This window comes from Planococcus sp. ISL-109, assembly GCF_018613655.1.
Classification (GTDB): Bacteria; Bacillota; Bacilli; order Bacillales_A; family Planococcaceae; genus Planococcus.
Genome location: NZ_JAGGPW010000004.1, coordinates 617,364 through 634,505, shown reverse-complemented (window position 1 = coordinate 634,505; position 17,142 = coordinate 617,364). Strand labels below are relative to the sequence as shown.

Below are 17,142 nucleotides of genomic sequence, written 5' to 3'. Positions count from 1 at the left end.
GTCCACTCCTATCCGTTTAATTCCGAAAGCACATCCAGTGCCGCCTGCGCCATCACTTCCGTTCCGATGGCTAGCGCGTCTTCATCGATCATGAAGCCCGGGTCATGGAGCGGTTTTTGGTTTTCGCCTACCGATGTGCCGAGCCAATAATAAACCCCTTCGTATTTCTTCAAGAAGCGTCCAAAATCTTCCCCTGCCATGCTGCCAATCACTTCCGGAACGCCTTCATCCCCTAATGTAGACTTCGCAGACTCACGAATTACCTCGGCCCAGCGTTTTGTATTGACCGTTGCCGGATAACCGTCTGAATAATCGATTTCACATGTCCCGCCCATCATCTCAACAGCGCCTTTAACAACTTCACGGAAGCGTTTTTTTAGCAGTTTTTTCGTATCGTCCGACAGCGAGCGGATCGTGCCTTCAAGTACGACAGTATCCGCTACGACATTATAGCGGTAGCCTCCAGATATTTTTCCGATCGTGATGACACCGGAGTCCATCGGATTGGCATTGCGGCTGATGATCGTCTGAATCGCTGAAATCACTTGGTTGGCGATGATGATCGCATCGACTGTTTGATGCGGCATCGATGCATGTCCCCCTGATCCGTGGATCGTCACTTCGAAGCGGTCTGAATTGCCCATGATGGCCCCGTCGATGATACCGACTTGCCCCGCTGGAAGCCCCGGCCAGACATGTTGCGCCAATAAAACATCGGGTTTGTATTTGTCGAAAACGCCGTCTTCCATCATCTGTTCAGATCCACCCGTCGGCGCGTTTTCCTCTGCTGGCTGGAATATGAGCAAAACTGTTCCTGCAATCTCACTTTTTTGGTCCTGCAACAACTTTCCAACCCCCAGCAGCATCGCGGTATGTGCATCATGTCCGCAAGCATGCATCTTGCCGTCCACTTTCGACTTGAATGGTACGTCCGCCTTTTCCAAAATCGGCAATGCGTCAATATCTGCACGCAGTCCCACCGTTTTTCCTGGTTTGCCGCCTTCAATCACAGCAAGTATGCCAGTTTTGGCATACCCGGTGAAATACGTAATGCCATACTCGTCCAGCTTTGCTTGGATCTTTTTGGACGTCTCCACTTCTTCTCCGCTTAATTCAGGATTCTCGTGAAGCTCTCTGCGGAATGCGCGGATATCTTCAAAAAGCGCCTGTACTTGTCCTTTCATTTATGCTCACCTGCTTTCAAATATATAAGGAAATAAACCTTAATCCTTCCGTTAATAAAAAGTGTACCGCAACTCGTAGTCGGATTGCTACCCTCATTTTGATTTTTCTGAACTTTGTTGCACAAAAGAAAGCCCGGAAGGTTCTCCGGGCTTTCTAGCTTTATAAATCTAAATGAATGCCAGAAAATTTTTCCTCAGTCCGTTAACTGAACATGGCATTCAATTGTTTTTTGTGTGTTTCCAAATTCTTGAACAGCGTCAGTTCATGGACTTCATTGTATTTCGTGCCGACTGTAGTTAAATAAGCAACCAGTTCTTCAAATAATTTTTGGTAGAGTTCGATAAACGATTCATCCGTCAATTCGCGGAACGTCTGTAGATGGTCTTCGGCCTTTTCCAGTTCGCCCGCCTGTTTCAATACATGCAATTCACTCAATGCATTGATCAAATGGCGGAAAGTGCCGTCAATATAAGAGGCGGAAAAGCTTTGTTCTTTTTTCGTCAACAGGAATGGCAAGCTCCGTAAAAACAAGTCGGCCGCCCCATCGTTTTCATAGCGGATGGTTGCACTATGGACTTGGCAGAAAAATATTTCCCAGCAAAGGTACGCTTCACTTTTTTCCAGTTCGCGCCATTTAGCATGTCGCTGAATATCCAAGTTCTGTTTAAAATGTTCAATCCCCTGCCCAAGGGCAAATGCTATCAACGGAACCGGATCATCCCCAGACAATTCAATACCGATAATGCTTTTGACACCGAATGGATGATGAATCGCTTTTTTTCCGTCAAACTCATCATCTATGATGCCGTATTCAGTAAAAATGGTGTGGCTGAAATCTTTGCGCTCGCTATAAAAAACCAGCAGTTCAATTTTATCTTTGAAATTAAACGGTTTATAAGCCGTTTTCGCTTTTTTAACCATGGCCTGAATATTGAATTCCGAATCCTCTTCGATCAAGCTGATGTAGCGGATGCCGCGTTCCGTAGTTTTCAATTGTTTAGCTCCTTTTGTATATGACCATCTTTTTACATTTTTCTATTGATTAACAATTACTGTCCAATTACAGACCATTATAGAAAACTTTCTTTGAAAAGCACAAGGAAGAGCATATTTCCGCCTTTTGAACAAACAAAACACTTTCAACTTAACGCATCTGCTTGCGCCTATACTGAAAATATCGCCGAACATCATTTATTTACTATACCATTAGAATAATTACAAGTGAAACAATACCCTCTTTCATCCATCTTTTTTTCTGCTTCACCCTTATTTATCGTGTTTCACGTGTTTAGCGCCTATAATTCTGATTGTTCCTGTAAAATTACGTAATAATCAGTCAAATCGAATTTGGCGATGCCTAACGGTTTCTTTTTTTCCATACTAATGAAAGCGCTTTAAAGGAACGGCGGCACAAGTTCGGATGGCTGGATTGCAGTTAATTAAATGGTAATTAAAAAAGGAGATGCTCACATGACTGAAACAACAAAAGGTTTAGAAGGTGTAGTAGCAACACAATCGGCAATCAGCTCGATTATTGACGACACACTTACATACGTCGGTTACGATATCGATGACTTGGCTGACAATGCCAGTTTCGAAGAAGTGATTTATCTTCTGTGGCACCAACGTTTGCCAAAAGCAGACGAACTGGCTGAACTGAAACAGCAGCTCGCCGACAACATGGCGGTGCCGCAAGCGGTGCTCGACCACTTCAAGACATACGACATCAAACACGTCCACCCGATGGCGGCACTGCGCACAGCGGTGTCCATGCTCGGCCTCTTCGATGAAGAAGCGGAAGTGATGGAAGAAGCGGCGAACTACCGCAAAGCGATCAAGATCCAAGCGAAGATCTCGACGCTCGTGACGGCATTCGGACGCATCCGTGCAGGTAAAGAGCCGGTTCAACCGAAAAAGGACTTGAGCTTCGCGGCGAACTTCCTGTACATGCTATCCGGTGACCTGCCGGAAGACATCGAAGTTGAAGCGTTCAACAAAGCGCTCGTCTTGCACGCCGACCACGAACTGAACGCCTCGACGTTCACTGCGCGTGTAGCGGTTGCGACTTTGTCTGACGTCTACTCCGGCGTGACGGCAGCGATCGGCGCCTTGAAAGGCCCGCTCCACGGCGGCGCCAATGAGCAAGTGATGAAGATGCTGACAGAGATCGGATCGGTCGAAAACGTCGAGCCGTTCATCAAAGAAAAGCTTGCCAACAAAGAAAAGATCATGGGCTTCGGCCACCGCGTCTACCGCAAAGGGGACCCGCGTGCGAAGCATTTGCGCGAGATGTCGAAAAGATTGACGGAGCTTCGCGGCGAACCGAAATGGTACGACATGTCCGTGAAGATCGACGAATTGATCACGAACGCAAAACCGCTTCCGCCGAACGTCGATTTCTACTCGGCATCGGTGTACCATTCCTTGAACATCGAGCATGATTTGTTCACGCCGATCTTCGCGGTATCCCGTGCATCGGGCTGGCTGGCGCACATCTTGGAGCAATATTCCGACAACCGCCTGATCCGCCCGCGCGCGGAATACATCGGACCGGGAATGCAAACTTATGTACCGGTTGAACAGCGCTAATTTGATAACCAACTGCTTGAGCCGAACCTTGTGATGGGTGTTCGGCTCAAGTTTTTTATTTCCCGTAGTGGCCAGCCCCCTTTTCTTGTTTCCCGGTTTTTTAACAGGCTATAATGGCACAAAGGCACACAATCTAATCAGCTTACGACAGGAGGCACTCTCATGCAGACGCAGGGCTCGAATATTGGATGGAATCTGCACAATACGTATGCACAACTTCCGAAAACTTTATACGCCCCGATGCAAGCCAATATAGTCGCTTCACCTCAACTGCTTCTATTGAATGAGGAACTTGCTGCATCACTCGGGCTCGACCCGGCTAAACTCCAGACACCGGAAGCCGTTCAGATCTTTGCCGGCAACCACTTTCCTGCTGGAAGCTTTCCGCTCGCACAAGCATACGCTGGGCATCAGTTCGGCCATTTCACCATGCTTGGCGACGGCCGCGCAATTCTAATCGGCGAACAGCAAACACCAACTGGTGAATCTTTTGATATCCAATTGAAAGGCGCCGGTCTCACCCCGTTTTCACGCGGCGGCGACGGCCGGGCAGCGATCGGCCCGATGCTCCGGGAATACATCATCAGCGAAAGCATGCACGCACTCGGAATTCCATCGAGCCGGAGCCTGGCCGTCGTCTTGACCGGCGAGAAGATCCAGCGGCATTCTGCAGAACCCGGCGCCATTTTAACACGTGTCGCCTCGAGCCATATACGCGTCGGCACCTTTCAATACGCGGCGAAATACCGCTCGGTAGACGATTTGCGCGCACTTGCGGATTATACGATTAAACGGCATTTCCCGGATATACAAGGCAGCCGTTATATCGAATTATTCCGCCGCACCGCCAAAAAACAAGCTCTCCTTATCGCCAAATGGCAGCTTGCCGGCTTTGTCCACGGCGTCATGAACACCGACAATATGGCCATCAGCGGTGAAACGATTGATTACGGCCCGTGCGCATTTTTAGATCATTACGATGCACAGGCGGTTTTCAGCTCGATTGATGCCGGCGGGCGCTATGCCTACCGCAACCAGCCATTGATCGGCGGATGGAATTTGGCGCGCTTTGCGGAATCTCTATTCCCTTTGCTCGATGATATGCCGGAACAACAGGCACTATCTTCTATGCAACAGGCATTGGAGGAATACGTCAGTCTCCAAAAAGACTATTTCGGAAAAGGCATGCGGGAAAAGCTCGGTTTATTCACGGAACAACCAGAAGATGCCCAGTTGATCGATGAATTGCTCCAATTGATGCAAGACCAACATGCAGACTATACCAATACATTCCGTGCACTTACTTTCAAAGATGTAACAGAACCGAATTTAACCGGCGCAGCATTCGACAGCTGGCACCAAAAATGGACTGCTCGCCAAAAACAGGAAGACTGTTCCGCAGAGCAAATCCAGGACTTGATGAAGAGCCGGAATCCAGCGGTCATTCCAAGGAACCACCTCGTCGAAACCGCTCTTTCTGCAGCTAGACAAGGCGATTACAGCGTCACCGAAAAGTTATTGGCTATACTGCGGGACCCTTATGCCCATTCAGCTGAACAACAAGCTTTTGCGGCACCCCCGCCCCCTTCAACGCCACCTTACCGAACGTTTTGCGGCACATAAAAAGCTCTGCAGAAAAATTCCGCAGAGCTTTTGAATAGAATTTATTCATCCCTATTAACAGCGTGAATAAAATTTATTCAATTCAACCATTATTCGCCAGTTATTCATACGAATAACTACCCAATTAAACTTCCGTAGTGCTGACCATTTTCACTTCATTCATTCTGAATTGGAAAAATGTATTGTTTTCTCCAGTGAATTCCAACAGGCTGTCTGAATCCAGTCCACTTGCTGCTTCTTTCGGGCTTCCGGCTTCAACAACGATTGCCGCTTCTGCTCCGCCCCCTAGATGATAGACGACGCGGTACTTTTTAACTTGTGCCATGATGAATTCCTCCTAAAAATAAGTGACTCTTCTTCATTACCCGTTTCAGCAGCGTATATACTTCATTCAAGAGAAGTTCACTAGATCGTCAAAAAATCTAAAAATACTTTACTTCACGAAGTCCTTGCTCTAGACTAAAGCCATCGGGTCAACCCGACACTAAAAAAGCATAGCGTTTTCTGCACTAGGGGTGCATATTTTTGCTGAGATGAGAGCTTTTGCTCCGATCCCTTATGACTCGAACAGGTTAGGACCTGCGTGAGGAAGTGCGGTGACTTTCCAAAACGAAACTTTGAATTGATTTGGGACAGTGGCTGCATCTTCACGGATGCGGCTTTTTTTGTGCACATTTTTAGGAGGAATTTAAGTGGAACCTATTTTTTGCGGCACGAGCCCGATCGTCGGCTTTCGTTTTTCGATGCATCCGATGAGCGGTAACTTCATCCAAATCATTAAAGGAGCGTTAAAAGAAACCAACACATCGAATATCTGGATGCAGACAGATGATGTGTCTACGGTGATCCGCGGTAAACAACACCATGTCTTCAACGTCGCCAAAGCACTGGCGCTGCATGCGGCGAAGACAAAAGAGCATATTGCGCTGTCCGGTACGTTTTCGATCGGCTGTCCGGGAGATACGGAAGGCGACAATAATTTGGAAGTCGGAGACGAATTGGCCAATACGGATGCGGCAGCTCAATATGTGTCGTCTCAGTTCGCCCTCTATCCGATGAACAACCCGGATTATATGCCGCTCATTTACCGTGAAGTGGAAAGAGCGAAAAAACACGGCGTCTGGAACGATTCGATGCATTACGCAAGCGGCATCCACGGCGATATCCACGATGTCTTCGCATTTTATGAAGAAAGCTTCGCAAATGCCCGCACGGACGAACACCCGCATCTCGTGATGACGGTTTCGATGAGCATCAACAGCCCGTCGCACACGGGTGAGAATCATGCTTAAATCGTGGAAATTAAAAGAAATCGTCCTAATGTCCTTATTCGGCGTCGTTTTTGGCATTGTTTATTTGGTTTTTCTCCATATCGGCAATTTTTGGGCAGGAATCATCGGGCCGCTCGCCTATGAGTGGATGTTCGGCATTTGGTTTATCGTCTCAATCATCTGCATGTATATCATCCGCAAACCGGGCGCCGCACTTCTGCCGGAAACTTTGGCTGCGACCATTGAAGTGATGCTCGGCAACGCGGTCGGCCCTCGCCTCATTTTGTCCGGCATCATCCAAGGGCTTGGTGCTGAAGCAGCGTTCGCCATGACCCGCTACCGGCATTTCCATGTGGGGGTATTGATGCTTGCCGGCGCTTTGGCCGGTGTATTCAGTTTTGTGTACGGCTATTTTCTATCCGGTTATGCGGCACTCGATCCATCGTTTGTCGCATTGATGTTCACTTTGCGCGTGCTGAGCGGCGCCATCATTGCCGGTATCGGCGGTAAATATATCGCTGACGGCTTGCTTGCGACTGGTTCGCTGAGGGGCTATGCGATTGCCCGTACCGAAAAGAACGATGCCGGTGTGTAATCAGGTTTTTGTTTTAGAAGATTTCAGCTTCTGCTATCCGGACACAGCGGATGCGACATTGAATCACCTCGATGTAGCCATCGAGGAAGGACAGCGTGTCGTCATCACCGGGCCGAGCGGCTGCGGGAAATCTTCCCTGCTCTATTTGTTGAACCGGTTGTATCCCGCAAATTGCGACGGCACAGTATCCGGCACACTCGACATTTACGGCAAGCGATCCGGTTATTACGCACCGGGGGAAATCAACCAGACAGTCGCCACTGTCTTTCAGGATCCAGACGCCCAATTTTGCATGCCTACAGTAGAAGAAGAGTTGGCTTTCACATTAGAGAACCTCCACACTCCGCATGAAGACATGCAAGCGCGCATCGACGATATCCTATTGATGACGGGATTGGAGGCACACCGCCATCGCGTCATCCAAACTTTATCAGGTGGCTGGAAGCAGCGTGTCGCGACTGCATGCGCATTGATCATGGAGCCGAAATGCCTGCTGCTGGACGAACCGCTCACCCACTTGGATCCACTGACCGCAATGGAATTCGTCTCGTGGCTCGACGCCTTGCAGTCTCAGCGTAAGCTGACCATCATCGCCGTAGAACATAAGCTGGAGCTATGGGGTTCGTTTTTTGACCGCGAAATCGCATTGAATGCGGATGGTTGCATCGATAAGGACAGAGCATTTGCGGCGACATTACCTATTCCCTTTAAGAAACGACAACATACAAAGCGACATGACACCCTGTTGACCGCTGAACAATTGATGATCGAAAAAAGCGGCAAACAATTGATTTCCGCAGTGTCGCTTTCGCTTGCAGCCGGGCAAGTAGCGGTTGTCGCAGGACCGAACGGCTGCGGGAAATCCACCTTGCTAAAAGCATTATGCGGCATTTACAGGCCACCCAACGGAACCGTTCGAGGCGACCCAGCAGGATACGTGCCGCAATCTCCTGAGCAATTGTTTTTAACGAAAAACGTAACGGACGAACTTGCCTTTTCCGGTAAATCCTCTCCAGCGGAAATGGACCGTTTGATGAACGGCCTTTTCCTGCAACCGATTGCTCATGCCCACCCTTTCTCCATCAGCCACGGCCAGAAGCGCCGCGTCGCAATCGGCGCAATGCTTGCCGATAAACGCAAGGTCCTGCTGCTCGATGAACCGACGGCTGGGCAAGACGAACAGGCGTTGAAAGAACTTTACGAGCTGATCGATGCGCGCGCAAAAGATGGCTGCACTGCTGTGATCGTCACACACGATATGAATTTTGCCGCCAGCATTGCCGATTCCATTTTGCTCATGAAAGACGGTACGCTGACAGGGGTTTTCGACCCGGATGCGCTGTGGGGAAATGATGAATTATTGCATGAACACCGCTTGCTCGCACCGAAAGGAAGGAATGCTTATGCGACAGATTTTGCATAATATGAACCCATCCATGAAATTCCTTGCGGTAACGGTGTCCATGCTGGTTCTGGCGTTTTTCTTCAACCCTTGGACGCCACTGTTGTTTTTCCTTAGCGTGATTGCCTTGCAGTTATTGTTCAGCCGCATCAATTGGAAGCTTTGGCTATTGTTCATGCTGCCGTTTTTCTTCGGTGCTTTCGGCTATTTATGGACCACGTTGGTGTTTGGGGCCGATACAGGAGGACCGATCCTATGGAGTTATGGCCCGATTGAAATAACGGAACAAAACTGGGCACATGCCTGGTCGCTGTCGCTCCGTGTGCTGGCGTTTTCCAGCCTGTCCTTACTGTTTGCTTTGACGACAGACCCGGTGCGCTTTATCCAAAGTTTGATGCAGCAATGGAAGCTGTCGCCGAAACTGGCCTATAGCTTGATGGTCAGTTATCAATTCCTGCCGGTTTTGAAAGCCGAACTGGAACAAATTCAACAAGCTCATCGCCTGCGGGGTGCGGAAATCGACAAGCATTGGTGGAACCGGCTATTGGCCATGCGCCGACTGTTCATCCCCCTACTTGCCGGTGCTGTACGCAAAGCGGAGCGCGCGGCGTTTGCGATGGAAGCACGGGGATTTACCGGAGAACCCCGAACGGCCTTTTATGAGCAGCTGACCATCACCCGCATGGATTATGTGCTGACCGCTTTGTTCGGTATTGTGTTGGCGCTGTGCTGCAGCATTGAATTTTTGGATTTCTAACAGAAAAACCTGTTCAGCGAATGGAAAGTACATTCGCTGAACAGGTTTTTGTTTACATAATATTATTATGATGAATAAAAAATCAGAAACTTTAAGAATTCCCGATTTTTCCGTACGTAATTTCGTCTTCATCTTGTACGTTGACCCCATTTTTCACATGGACAACTGTCCGCAAGATCAATTTAGCGTTCGGATTTTCCAGCTCCCAACGTTCGTCCGGCACGATTTCAAATTGCTGCATCACCGTATTCTTCGATTTGACGGAACCGGCAAATTCGAGGCTTTGCTTCGCCACCGGCGTTTCGTAGAAATCGAAATCGCTGTCTTCGCGGTAATCCTCGACTAAACGGACCACTAGCAACTCGATATAATCGATTTCCTGGTCCCCACTGCCTCCGTCTAAATAGACGGTGCCGTTCAATGTTTCTCCCTCCTCTAGGTTCGGCCTCTCCACTACTGTATCCACTTTTATCGAACCGATGCCGATAGAAGATAAAAAATCTTTGAATTTCATATAACTAGATACCCCCAACATATGATAATCTTCCATACCACTTACAGCCAGCCGTTAAACTGGAATTTTATCGCTCTGTGTAATCGTATTGCTTATCCAAATCCGTTTCATAGCGATTATAGCGCCGTTTGAATAGTTTATACATATGACTGATAATAACGCGCAGCAATGCATACATCGGGATACCTAGAATGACCCCGACGACGCCGAATAAGGAACCGGCGGTCAAAAGCACAAAAATAATCGTTACGGGATGGATGTACATCGTTTTCCCCATCACTTGAGGAGAAATCAAATTGCCTTCTACAACCTGCACAACAGTCCAGACGATCGCCAGTTTCACAAGCATGAACGGTGATGTGACAAGCGCGATGATGGCAGCCGGCGTGATTGCGATGGCCGGGCCGATATACGGAACGATGCTCGTCATCATCGCCAGCGCACCCAACAGCAGTGCATAATCCATGCCGATGATCAAAAATCCGACATAGACCATGACCCCAATGCAAAAGGCGACGATCAACTGGCCCTGAATATAAGCACCCAATTGCTGATCAGCTTCTTTCAATACCTCTTTCGTATCTTCACGAAATCTCGGTGGCAATAGTTTCAGGAAATAGTCCGGCAACTTGTCGCCGTCTTTCAATAAATAAAAGAGAATGAACGGGACGATGACGATGGACAGAATGACCCCGGTAATGGTGGAAATCCAGCCGGTGACTCGTGTGATGATGCCTGTTACGGTTTCTTGCAGCGTCTCTGCAATATTCGTCGGCAAGGTGGCGATCAGCGCTTCGATATTGAAACTGGATTCCGTATAGTAATCGCCGATAAAGGAAGTCCGGAGAAATTGGTCTATATTATTTAATAGGCGCATAAAATAGTCCGGGAATTCCTCGATCATGTTCTGGAACTGATCTCTCAAAAATGGGAATACCAATACGCTCAGCAAGGTCAACAACCCGATGCCACCGAAAAAGATGATGAGTATTCCCCAGATTCTCGGTACTTTAAAGCGCTCAAGCAAGCGCAAGACCGGCCGCAACAAATAATAAAAAATCAGCGCGAGGATAACCGGCAAGACGACCGTTTTCATAAAGACGCTGAGCGGGTTGAAGATAAAAGACACTTCGCGGAATATAAACACCACGAAGCCAAGCATCAACAACACGATTAAGGTATAAAGTGTATTCCGTCCGCCGAGAAAGCGGATGTAATTCGTAGCGAAAAACGGCGGTCTATTGTCTTCTGGCGGCATGGCAATCCCCTTCTTTTATCAGGTGTAAGCTTCTATCCATATTTTATCATATTTTCTGATAAATTAGTCGAGCGGCTGAGACAAAAATTCTGCCAGCGCCTGGCGATTACGCTCCAAATCAAGTTCCAGTACAGCTCCTGCCTGAGGGTAAGTGGCGTCTGTGTAGCCGCCTTCGATCGGAATCGTCATCCGTTCGATTTCATTGCTGCCTCCTGTTGCAAGTTGCGTCGCCAATTTGATTTGGTCGACTAATGCCATATCCGTTTGCACATAGCCTTGTGCCGCTCCGGCAAGCTTCGGCAGTTTCGGTATGGAAGAAACACTGATCAGTTCGTCTTTTAATGCAGCAAGCACTTGCTGCTGGCGGCGGACCCGCCCGAAGTCGCCTTCGCTATCTGCTCGGAACCGGGCATAGCCAAGCAGTTCCTGACCATTCAAATTTTGCACGCCCGGCAATAAACTGACGCCTATTTTCTCGGACATTTCTTTTTCAACGTCGATTTCCACACCATCCGGCGCAGCGATGTCCACTAGTGTCTCGAAGCTGGTGAAATCAACAAGTGCATAGTTATGGATTTCGACCCCGAACATCTCACGGATCGTTTCACCGAGCAATTCCACCCCGCCCAGATAATAAGCTGTGTTCAATTTATAAGATTGATAGCCGGGGATGTCCGCATAAATATCGCGCATCAGCGAAGTAATCTTCACTTCATTGTTTTCGCGGTCATGTGTCACCAGCATCATCGTATCCGTTCGTGATTGCGCTTCACCGCGCGAATCAACGCCAAGCACCAAAATGTTTTGATAGCCGCTGTTATTGTCATCGCCGGTGAATTCTTCCGGCTCGATTTCAGTTTCCCCTGCAATATTTTGTCCTTGCTGATATTGGATTAAAAAATAAATTCCCGCTCCGAGCAGCAAAACAATGAATAATAATAGAAGTTTGCCTCTTGGACGGAACCGTTTGCGTTTTCGGGCCTGTCTCGTTTCGTATTGTTCTTCCATGATGGTTACATTCCTTTCTGAGCTGTTCACCTTGATTAGACGCATAGACACGCCAATAGGTTTCCGCCCGGCTAGTGCGTTTCTATTGTCTAGCCGGTGGTGAAATGGTAAAATTTTTCTTATTCCCAGGATATACGCCAAGATTTATTTGCACGCTTGCCCCCGAACAAAAAGCGGACGGTGATTGCAAGCGGCAAGTAAAATAGACGCAACCCTGATGTGATAAAGAGGAGGTATTAGAATGACTGAAAAAGCGACATTTGCGGGTGGTTGTTTTTGGTGCATGGTCAAGCCATTCGACCAGTTTGACGGCATCGAACAAGTCATTTCCGGCTATACCGGCGGCCATTTGGCAACCCCCGCCTATGAACAAGTGAAAAACGGCCATTCCGGCCATTTGGAAGCTGTCGAAATCACCTTTGATCCAGCGGTCTTCTCTTATGAGCATCTGCTCGAGATCTTCTGGCAACAGATCGATCCGACAGATAACGATGGCCAATTCCAGGATCGGGGCCCCTCTTATCAACCGGCGATTTTTGTCCATAATGCCCAGCAGCGAAAACTCGCCGAAGCTTCCAAACGCAAGCTCGCGGACAGTAATCGGTTCGATAAACCGATCGTGACAAAAATCCTGGATGCCGAAACCTTCTACCCCGCAGAAGACTATCATCAGGACTTTTACAAGAAACACCCTACACATTATTTACGGGACCGCAAAGCTTCTGGGCGTGATGTTTTTTTGGATGCCGCGTGGAACAAAGCCGACGCTTGATGCGCCGGCTTTTTTATTTGCCGAGTTTCCTGCACATTACCATTGACAGATTATTCTGTTAGTTTAAAATCAGGATACGCGGGTTTTTTCCGTTAAACTGTGCGACCTAGGAGGCATTCCGACGCAATGGCTCAACACATTTGATGTAATGATCGTACAATTGATCCTCATTCCAGCCGTCATTATCGCTTTTTCGGTGTTTTTCGCAAAAATAACAGGCCGGGTTTTCATCGGACCGCTGCTGACGCTTATATTTTCTCTCGAAATTAATTATTGGTATTTTTCCATTGTTTTTCCCGGCGCCAATGTTCCGGCTATGCTTGTCGCCACATGGGCCATCCTGCTCCCTTTGCTGTCGCCTTATTTTTCCTAGTTAGCGGTAGCGCAGCCTTCAAAGCAAGATATCAAGAGTTTTTATTAAGCAGATGCGCGAACACAATCATCAAAGCGATAAATATCAAAAACATGAGCAGGCTAATGTCGTGATTCCCTGTCTGATCATAGATCAAACCGATGACAAAAGGCATAAATGCAGAAATCAGATAGCCGCCCGATTGGGTCATGGCAGCCCAGCTGTTCGCTTCATCTGAGGAATCGGTCGCATCCAGCGGCATAAGCAATGCTATCGGGAACAAACCACCCAGCGCTACCCCAATCAATGCAGCTGCTACCCAAATTGCCGTGGTTCCGGCAACCATCAATAGTAGAACCCCAGCCACGCCAAATCCCAAGACGAACAGCACCCAGGAAAAACGGTTCGGGTAGCGTTCGAACAAGAGCGGGATGGTGATATTGCAGACAATCTGCACAGCGGTCATCAAAGTGACCACTCCGCCTGCTGCGAGAACGCTCATGCCTTTGTCGATTGCAATCGGAGCGAGCCAAGTTAGCATAGAGAAAAACAACGCGGATTGAAATCCGAAAAACAATAGCATATACCACGCCTTACGGTTTTTCCAGGGGCTGCCGCTAATCGTTAAAACCGCTGCCGCTTCTTGTGGTGTTGCGGGACTGCTTGCTGGCATCCGGATCCAAACGATGATCGCAATCAGCGCAAGCACAGACCACACTGCAAGCCCTATCGGCCAGCCGGAGCTGGCATAGACGACACTCGTCAAGCCAGCGGCCAGCGTGGCACCGAGTCCCATACCGAACGAATAAACGCCGATCAACGATGCTGTTCGAAAAGGAAAGTCACGCTTGATCATGGCGGATAACATCGGGCCGATGATTGCGATGGCGATGCCGATAAAAAACGAACTGATTAAAAGGTTGGTGTAAGTCGGCCAGAATCCGCGCGCCAAGGTGAAAACCCCGATAACCGCGAGCAAACATCCGATCGATGGCTTTAAACCGAAGCGGCGGTTGAAAACAATGGCAGCGGGCGCGAAAAGCCCCATGCACAGAACTGGCACCGCTGTCAGCAAACTCACTTGACCGTGTGACAGCGCCAGGTCTGTACGGATTGGTTCAAGCATCGGGCCGATCGATGAGATGGCCGGACGCAGATTCAGTGCCACTAATAATATAGCGAATATGGTCCATGTGACTGGCCGCTTTTCCACAATGTTTTTCATGACTTCTCCCCTTCTGCCCTCGACACCAAACTTGTGTTCCTCTAGCCGTTCCCATTAAAATTAAGACAGGAAAGGCGGGTTGCAAGATGAAGCTCATAAATTGGAGCTACGCAAAACGATATAATATAAAAGCGACATTCGATGAGTTCCCACACGTCGTTGTGCTGTTCCGCCAAATCGGCGGCTATTACTTTATTTATTCAATGAAAGGCCTTACACCCGAGCATGTTCCGGGCAGACGCGAATATGTCCAAATGGAGTATCTCCTCAATAAAGAACTGGGCCAATTAGAAGCTTATATAAAAAGGAAAAGCCGATAACGACCTCTTTTATCAGTTTAGCCGACAAGACCTTAGAACGCTACCGGTTTTGGGTCTATCCATGTTATATGTTATACTATTCATATTGTGAATTTTAGGAGGACGAATATTAATGATAGCAGTAAATGATGTAAGCTTGCGTTTTGGCGACCGCAAATTGTTTGAAGATGTTAACATCCAATTCAACCCGGGCAATTGCTACGGATTGATTGGTGCCAATGGTGCCGGAAAATCGACGTTCATCAAAATTCTTTCTGGTGAACTTGAAGCACAATCCGGAAATGTCTATATGGGATCAGGCGAACGCCTTGCTGTATTAAAGCAAAACCATTTTGAATACGAAGAGCACGCTGTTCTTGAGACCGTTATTATGGGCCATAAGAAGTTATATGAAGTCATGTCCGAGAAAAACGCCATCTACATGAAAGAGGACTTCTCTGATGAAGACGGCATGCGCGCTGCTGAACTTGAAGGCGAATTCGCCGAACTGAACGGTTGGGAAGCTGAATCCGAAGCCGCAATCCTGTTGCAGGGCCTTGGCATTTCTGAACAACTTCATGACAAGAAAATGTCTGAACTATCCGGTTCTGATAAAGTGAAAGTGCTTTTGGCACAGGCTTTATTCGGTAAACCTGATGTTCTCTTGCTCGATGAGCCGACCAACCATCTGGACTTGAAAGCCATCCAGTGGCTGGAAGAATTCCTCATCAACTTTGCCAACACCGTCATCGTCGTATCGCATGACCGCCACTTCCTGAATAAAGTATGTACGCATATCGCTGACCTTGACTTCGGTAAAATTCAGCTTTATGTCGGGAACTACGACTTCTGGTACGAATCAAGCCAATTGGCAACCCGTTTGGCATCTGATCAGAACTCGAAGAAAGAAGAAAAGATCAAAGAGCTTCAAGCCTTTATCGCCCGTTTCTCCGCCAATGCTTCGAAATCAAAGCAGGCGACATCACGGAAGAAAATGCTTGATAAAATCGAGCTTGACGACATACGACCTTCTTCCCGTAAATATCCATTCGTCAACTTCACCGTCGGCCGTGAAATCGGCAATGATGTGTTGACGGTAAAAGATGTCAGCCAAACAGTGGATGGCACGCAGTTATTGAACAATATCAGCTTTAACTTGAATAAAGACGATAAAATCGTCCTCGTCGGCGAACCGCTTGCAAAATCGGCTCTTCTCCGCATTCTGGCTGAAGAAGACCAACCAGCTGCCGGTTCAGCTCGCTGGGGCGTCACCACATCACGCGCTTACTTGCCGATCGACAACACCAAATACTTCGAAGGCACTGAAACATCATTGGTGGATTGGCTGCGCCAATACTCACCAGAAGATGAAAGTGAAACTTTCCTGCGCGGCTTCCTCGGCAGAATGCTATTCTCCGGCGAAGAAGTGAAAAAGAAGCCTTCTGTTTTATCAGGCGGCGAAAAAGTGCGTTGCATGCTTTCGAAAATGATGCTGGCACACGCCAACGTCCTGTTATTGGATGAACCGACCAACCACTTGGACCTTGAATCGATCCAAGCTTTGAACAACGGCATGATCGCCTTTAAAGGCGCCATGGTCTTCACTTCCCATGACCATCAGTTTATCCAGACGGTTGCAAACCGCGTGATTGAAATCCGTGAAGACGGTTCGATCCTCGACAAGCAGCTGACTTATGATGAGTATCTAGAATGGAAAGAAACACAAGGCATCGCCAAATAACTCGCATTGAGTAAAAAACCCCCCGCAGAAAATGAATTTCTGCGGGGGGTTTATATTTCTTGCGTCAATTTATTTCAAAAAACGTTTGATGACTCGGCCTGCTGGCAGTTTGGAAGTCAGCTTATTGCCGGAGCCGGCTAATTTTCCGAGTACCTTCAATAAATCTTCATCGCCTGCCCAGTGTTCGGTAACGACTTCGCGCGGGAATTTATTTAAGATCGTGTTGATCACATAGACCGCGACGATGACATCGTCCATATAACCGGCTGGACCGATCAAGATTTCCGGAATCAAATCGATCGGCGCCATAAAGTACAAAACGCCGGCACCGACATATGCTCTGCTTTTTTTATCGATTCGGCTGTCGAGCAGCAAGCGTGTCAATAAGTGAAAAAGATCCGGCGCAAAAAATACAAATTGGCCCGCAGAATCCAATTTCAGCGATTTCGATTCCATCCAATTGTGTACTCTTACTCGCAATTTCTGATAGAAATCCTGCTGCTGCTTTTCACTTGGCAGTGGCTTGCTTAAATATTCGTTCACCATGCTGT

The 17,142-nt window shown here is 48.1% G+C and carries 17 protein-coding genes and 1 riboswitch; of the genes, 9 read left to right on the top strand and 8 right to left on the bottom strand.

The annotated features are described in order from the left end of the window. Nucleotides 1-8: 8 nt before the first annotated feature. Both J7E21_RS04980 and J7E21_RS04975 read right to left on the bottom strand, forming a co-directional pair. Nucleotides 9-1,184 (bottom strand): M20 metallopeptidase family protein, encoded by a 1,176-nt coding sequence (locus J7E21_RS04980; protein WP_215105319.1) that lies wholly within the window; start codon nt 1,182-1,184, stop codon nt 9-11. A gap of 202 nt (nt 1,185-1,386) precedes the next feature. Next, entirely contained in the window at nt 1,387-2,178 is a 792-nt protein-coding gene (locus tag J7E21_RS04975) for a hypothetical protein (RefSeq protein WP_215105317.1), read from the bottom strand. Between the two features lie 477 nt (nt 2,179-2,655). Between J7E21_RS04975 and citZ the strand changes: the two genes are divergently transcribed. Then, entirely contained in the window at nt 2,656-3,774 is a 1,119-nt protein-coding gene (citZ, locus tag J7E21_RS04970; RefSeq protein ID WP_215105315.1) for a citrate synthase, read from the top strand. Between the two features lie 162 nt (nt 3,775-3,936). Beyond that, nucleotides 3,937-5,397, top strand: a complete 1,461-nt coding sequence (locus J7E21_RS04965; protein ID WP_215105313.1) for a protein adenylyltransferase SelO — start codon at nt 3,937-3,939, stop codon at nt 5,395-5,397. 124 nt (nt 5,398-5,521) lie between these two features. Here J7E21_RS04965 and J7E21_RS04960 read toward each other — a convergent pair whose 3' ends face one another. Next, entirely contained in the window at nt 5,522-5,722 is a 201-nt protein-coding gene (locus J7E21_RS04960; protein ID WP_215105311.1) for a hypothetical protein, read from the bottom strand. Nucleotides 5,723-5,898: 176 nt separating this feature from the next. After that, nucleotides 5,899-6,004: riboswitch (TPP riboswitch) on the top strand. 85 nt (nt 6,005-6,089) lie between these two features. On the opposite strand from J7E21_RS04960, the gene J7E21_RS04955 reads away from it, so the two are divergent. The 4 genes from J7E21_RS04955 to J7E21_RS04940 are packed head-to-tail and all read left to right on the top strand — an operon-like array spanning nt 6,090 to nt 9,422. Further along, the gene (locus J7E21_RS04955) at nt 6,090-6,689 is read left to right on the top strand and encodes a YkoF family thiamine/hydroxymethylpyrimidine-binding protein (protein ID WP_215105310.1); all 600 of its coding nucleotides are present in this window, start codon (nt 6,090-6,092) and stop codon (nt 6,687-6,689) included. Further along, on the top strand, nt 6,682-7,263 hold the full coding sequence (locus J7E21_RS04950; RefSeq protein ID WP_215105308.1) for an ECF transporter S component: 582 nt from the start codon (nt 6,682-6,684) through the stop codon (nt 7,261-7,263). The genes J7E21_RS04955 and J7E21_RS04950 overlap by 8 nt, the downstream gene beginning before the upstream one ends. Beyond that, nucleotides 7,229-8,686 carry an ABC transporter ATP-binding protein gene (locus J7E21_RS04945; protein ID WP_251047787.1) on the top strand — a complete coding sequence of 486 codons (1,458 nt, stop codon included), beginning with the start codon at nt 7,229-7,231 and terminating at the stop codon, nt 8,684-8,686. Before J7E21_RS04950 ends, J7E21_RS04945 begins: the two co-directional genes overlap by 35 nt. Continuing rightward, nucleotides 8,667-9,422: an energy-coupling factor transporter transmembrane component T family protein gene (locus J7E21_RS04940; RefSeq protein ID WP_215105306.1), complete on the top strand. Its 756-nt coding sequence runs from the start codon at nt 8,667-8,669 to the stop codon at nt 9,420-9,422. Before J7E21_RS04945 ends, J7E21_RS04940 begins: the two co-directional genes overlap by 20 nt. 91 nt (nt 9,423-9,513) lie before the next feature. Here J7E21_RS04940 and J7E21_RS04935 read toward each other — a convergent pair whose 3' ends face one another. The 3 genes from J7E21_RS04935 to J7E21_RS04925 all read right to left on the bottom strand — a co-directional run bounded on the left by J7E21_RS04935 (nt 9,514) and on the right by J7E21_RS04925 (nt 12,202). Beyond that, nucleotides 9,514-9,936 carry a sporulation protein gene (locus J7E21_RS04935; RefSeq protein ID WP_215105304.1) on the bottom strand — a complete coding sequence of 141 codons (423 nt, stop codon included), beginning with the start codon at nt 9,934-9,936 and terminating at the stop codon, nt 9,514-9,516. Nucleotides 9,937-10,003: 67 nt separating this feature from the next. Further along, nucleotides 10,004-11,194, bottom strand: a complete 1,191-nt coding sequence (locus J7E21_RS04930; RefSeq protein WP_215105302.1) for an AI-2E family transporter — start codon at nt 11,192-11,194, stop codon at nt 10,004-10,006. Between the two features lie 63 nt (nt 11,195-11,257). Next, complete coding sequence (locus tag J7E21_RS04925) at nt 11,258-12,202, bottom strand: LCP family protein (RefSeq protein ID WP_215105300.1); 945 nt, start codon at nt 12,200-12,202, stop codon at nt 11,258-11,260. Nucleotides 12,203-12,443: 241 nt separating this feature from the next. On the opposite strand from J7E21_RS04925, the gene msrA reads away from it, so the two are divergent. Continuing rightward, on the top strand, nt 12,444-12,974 hold the full coding sequence (gene msrA, locus J7E21_RS04920) for a peptide-methionine (S)-S-oxide reductase MsrA (protein WP_215105299.1): 531 nt from the start codon (nt 12,444-12,446) through the stop codon (nt 12,972-12,974). A 404-nt stretch (nt 12,975-13,378) separates the two neighbouring features. On the opposite strand, the gene J7E21_RS04915 is transcribed toward msrA, so the two are convergent. Then, nucleotides 13,379-14,551 (bottom strand): MFS transporter, encoded by a 1,173-nt coding sequence (locus tag J7E21_RS04915; RefSeq protein ID WP_215105297.1) that lies wholly within the window; start codon nt 14,549-14,551, stop codon nt 13,379-13,381. 86 nt (nt 14,552-14,637) lie between these two features. Between J7E21_RS04915 and J7E21_RS04910 the strand changes: the two genes are divergently transcribed. Then, nucleotides 14,638-14,871: a hypothetical protein gene (locus tag J7E21_RS04910; RefSeq protein ID WP_215105295.1), complete on the top strand. Its 234-nt coding sequence runs from the start codon at nt 14,638-14,640 to the stop codon at nt 14,869-14,871. 112 nt (nt 14,872-14,983) lie between these two features. Next, nucleotides 14,984-16,591, top strand: coding sequence for an ABC-F family ATP-binding cassette domain-containing protein (locus J7E21_RS04905; RefSeq protein ID WP_215105293.1), 1,608 nt, complete (start codon nt 14,984-14,986; stop codon nt 16,589-16,591). Between the two features lie 69 nt (nt 16,592-16,660). Here the strand turns inward: J7E21_RS04905 and J7E21_RS04900 are convergent, their stop codons facing one another. Continuing rightward, nucleotides 16,661-17,137 carry a YkvA family protein gene (locus J7E21_RS04900; protein WP_215105292.1) on the bottom strand — a complete coding sequence of 159 codons (477 nt, stop codon included), beginning with the start codon at nt 17,135-17,137 and terminating at the stop codon, nt 16,661-16,663. Nucleotides 17,138-17,142: the final 5 nt, after the last annotated feature.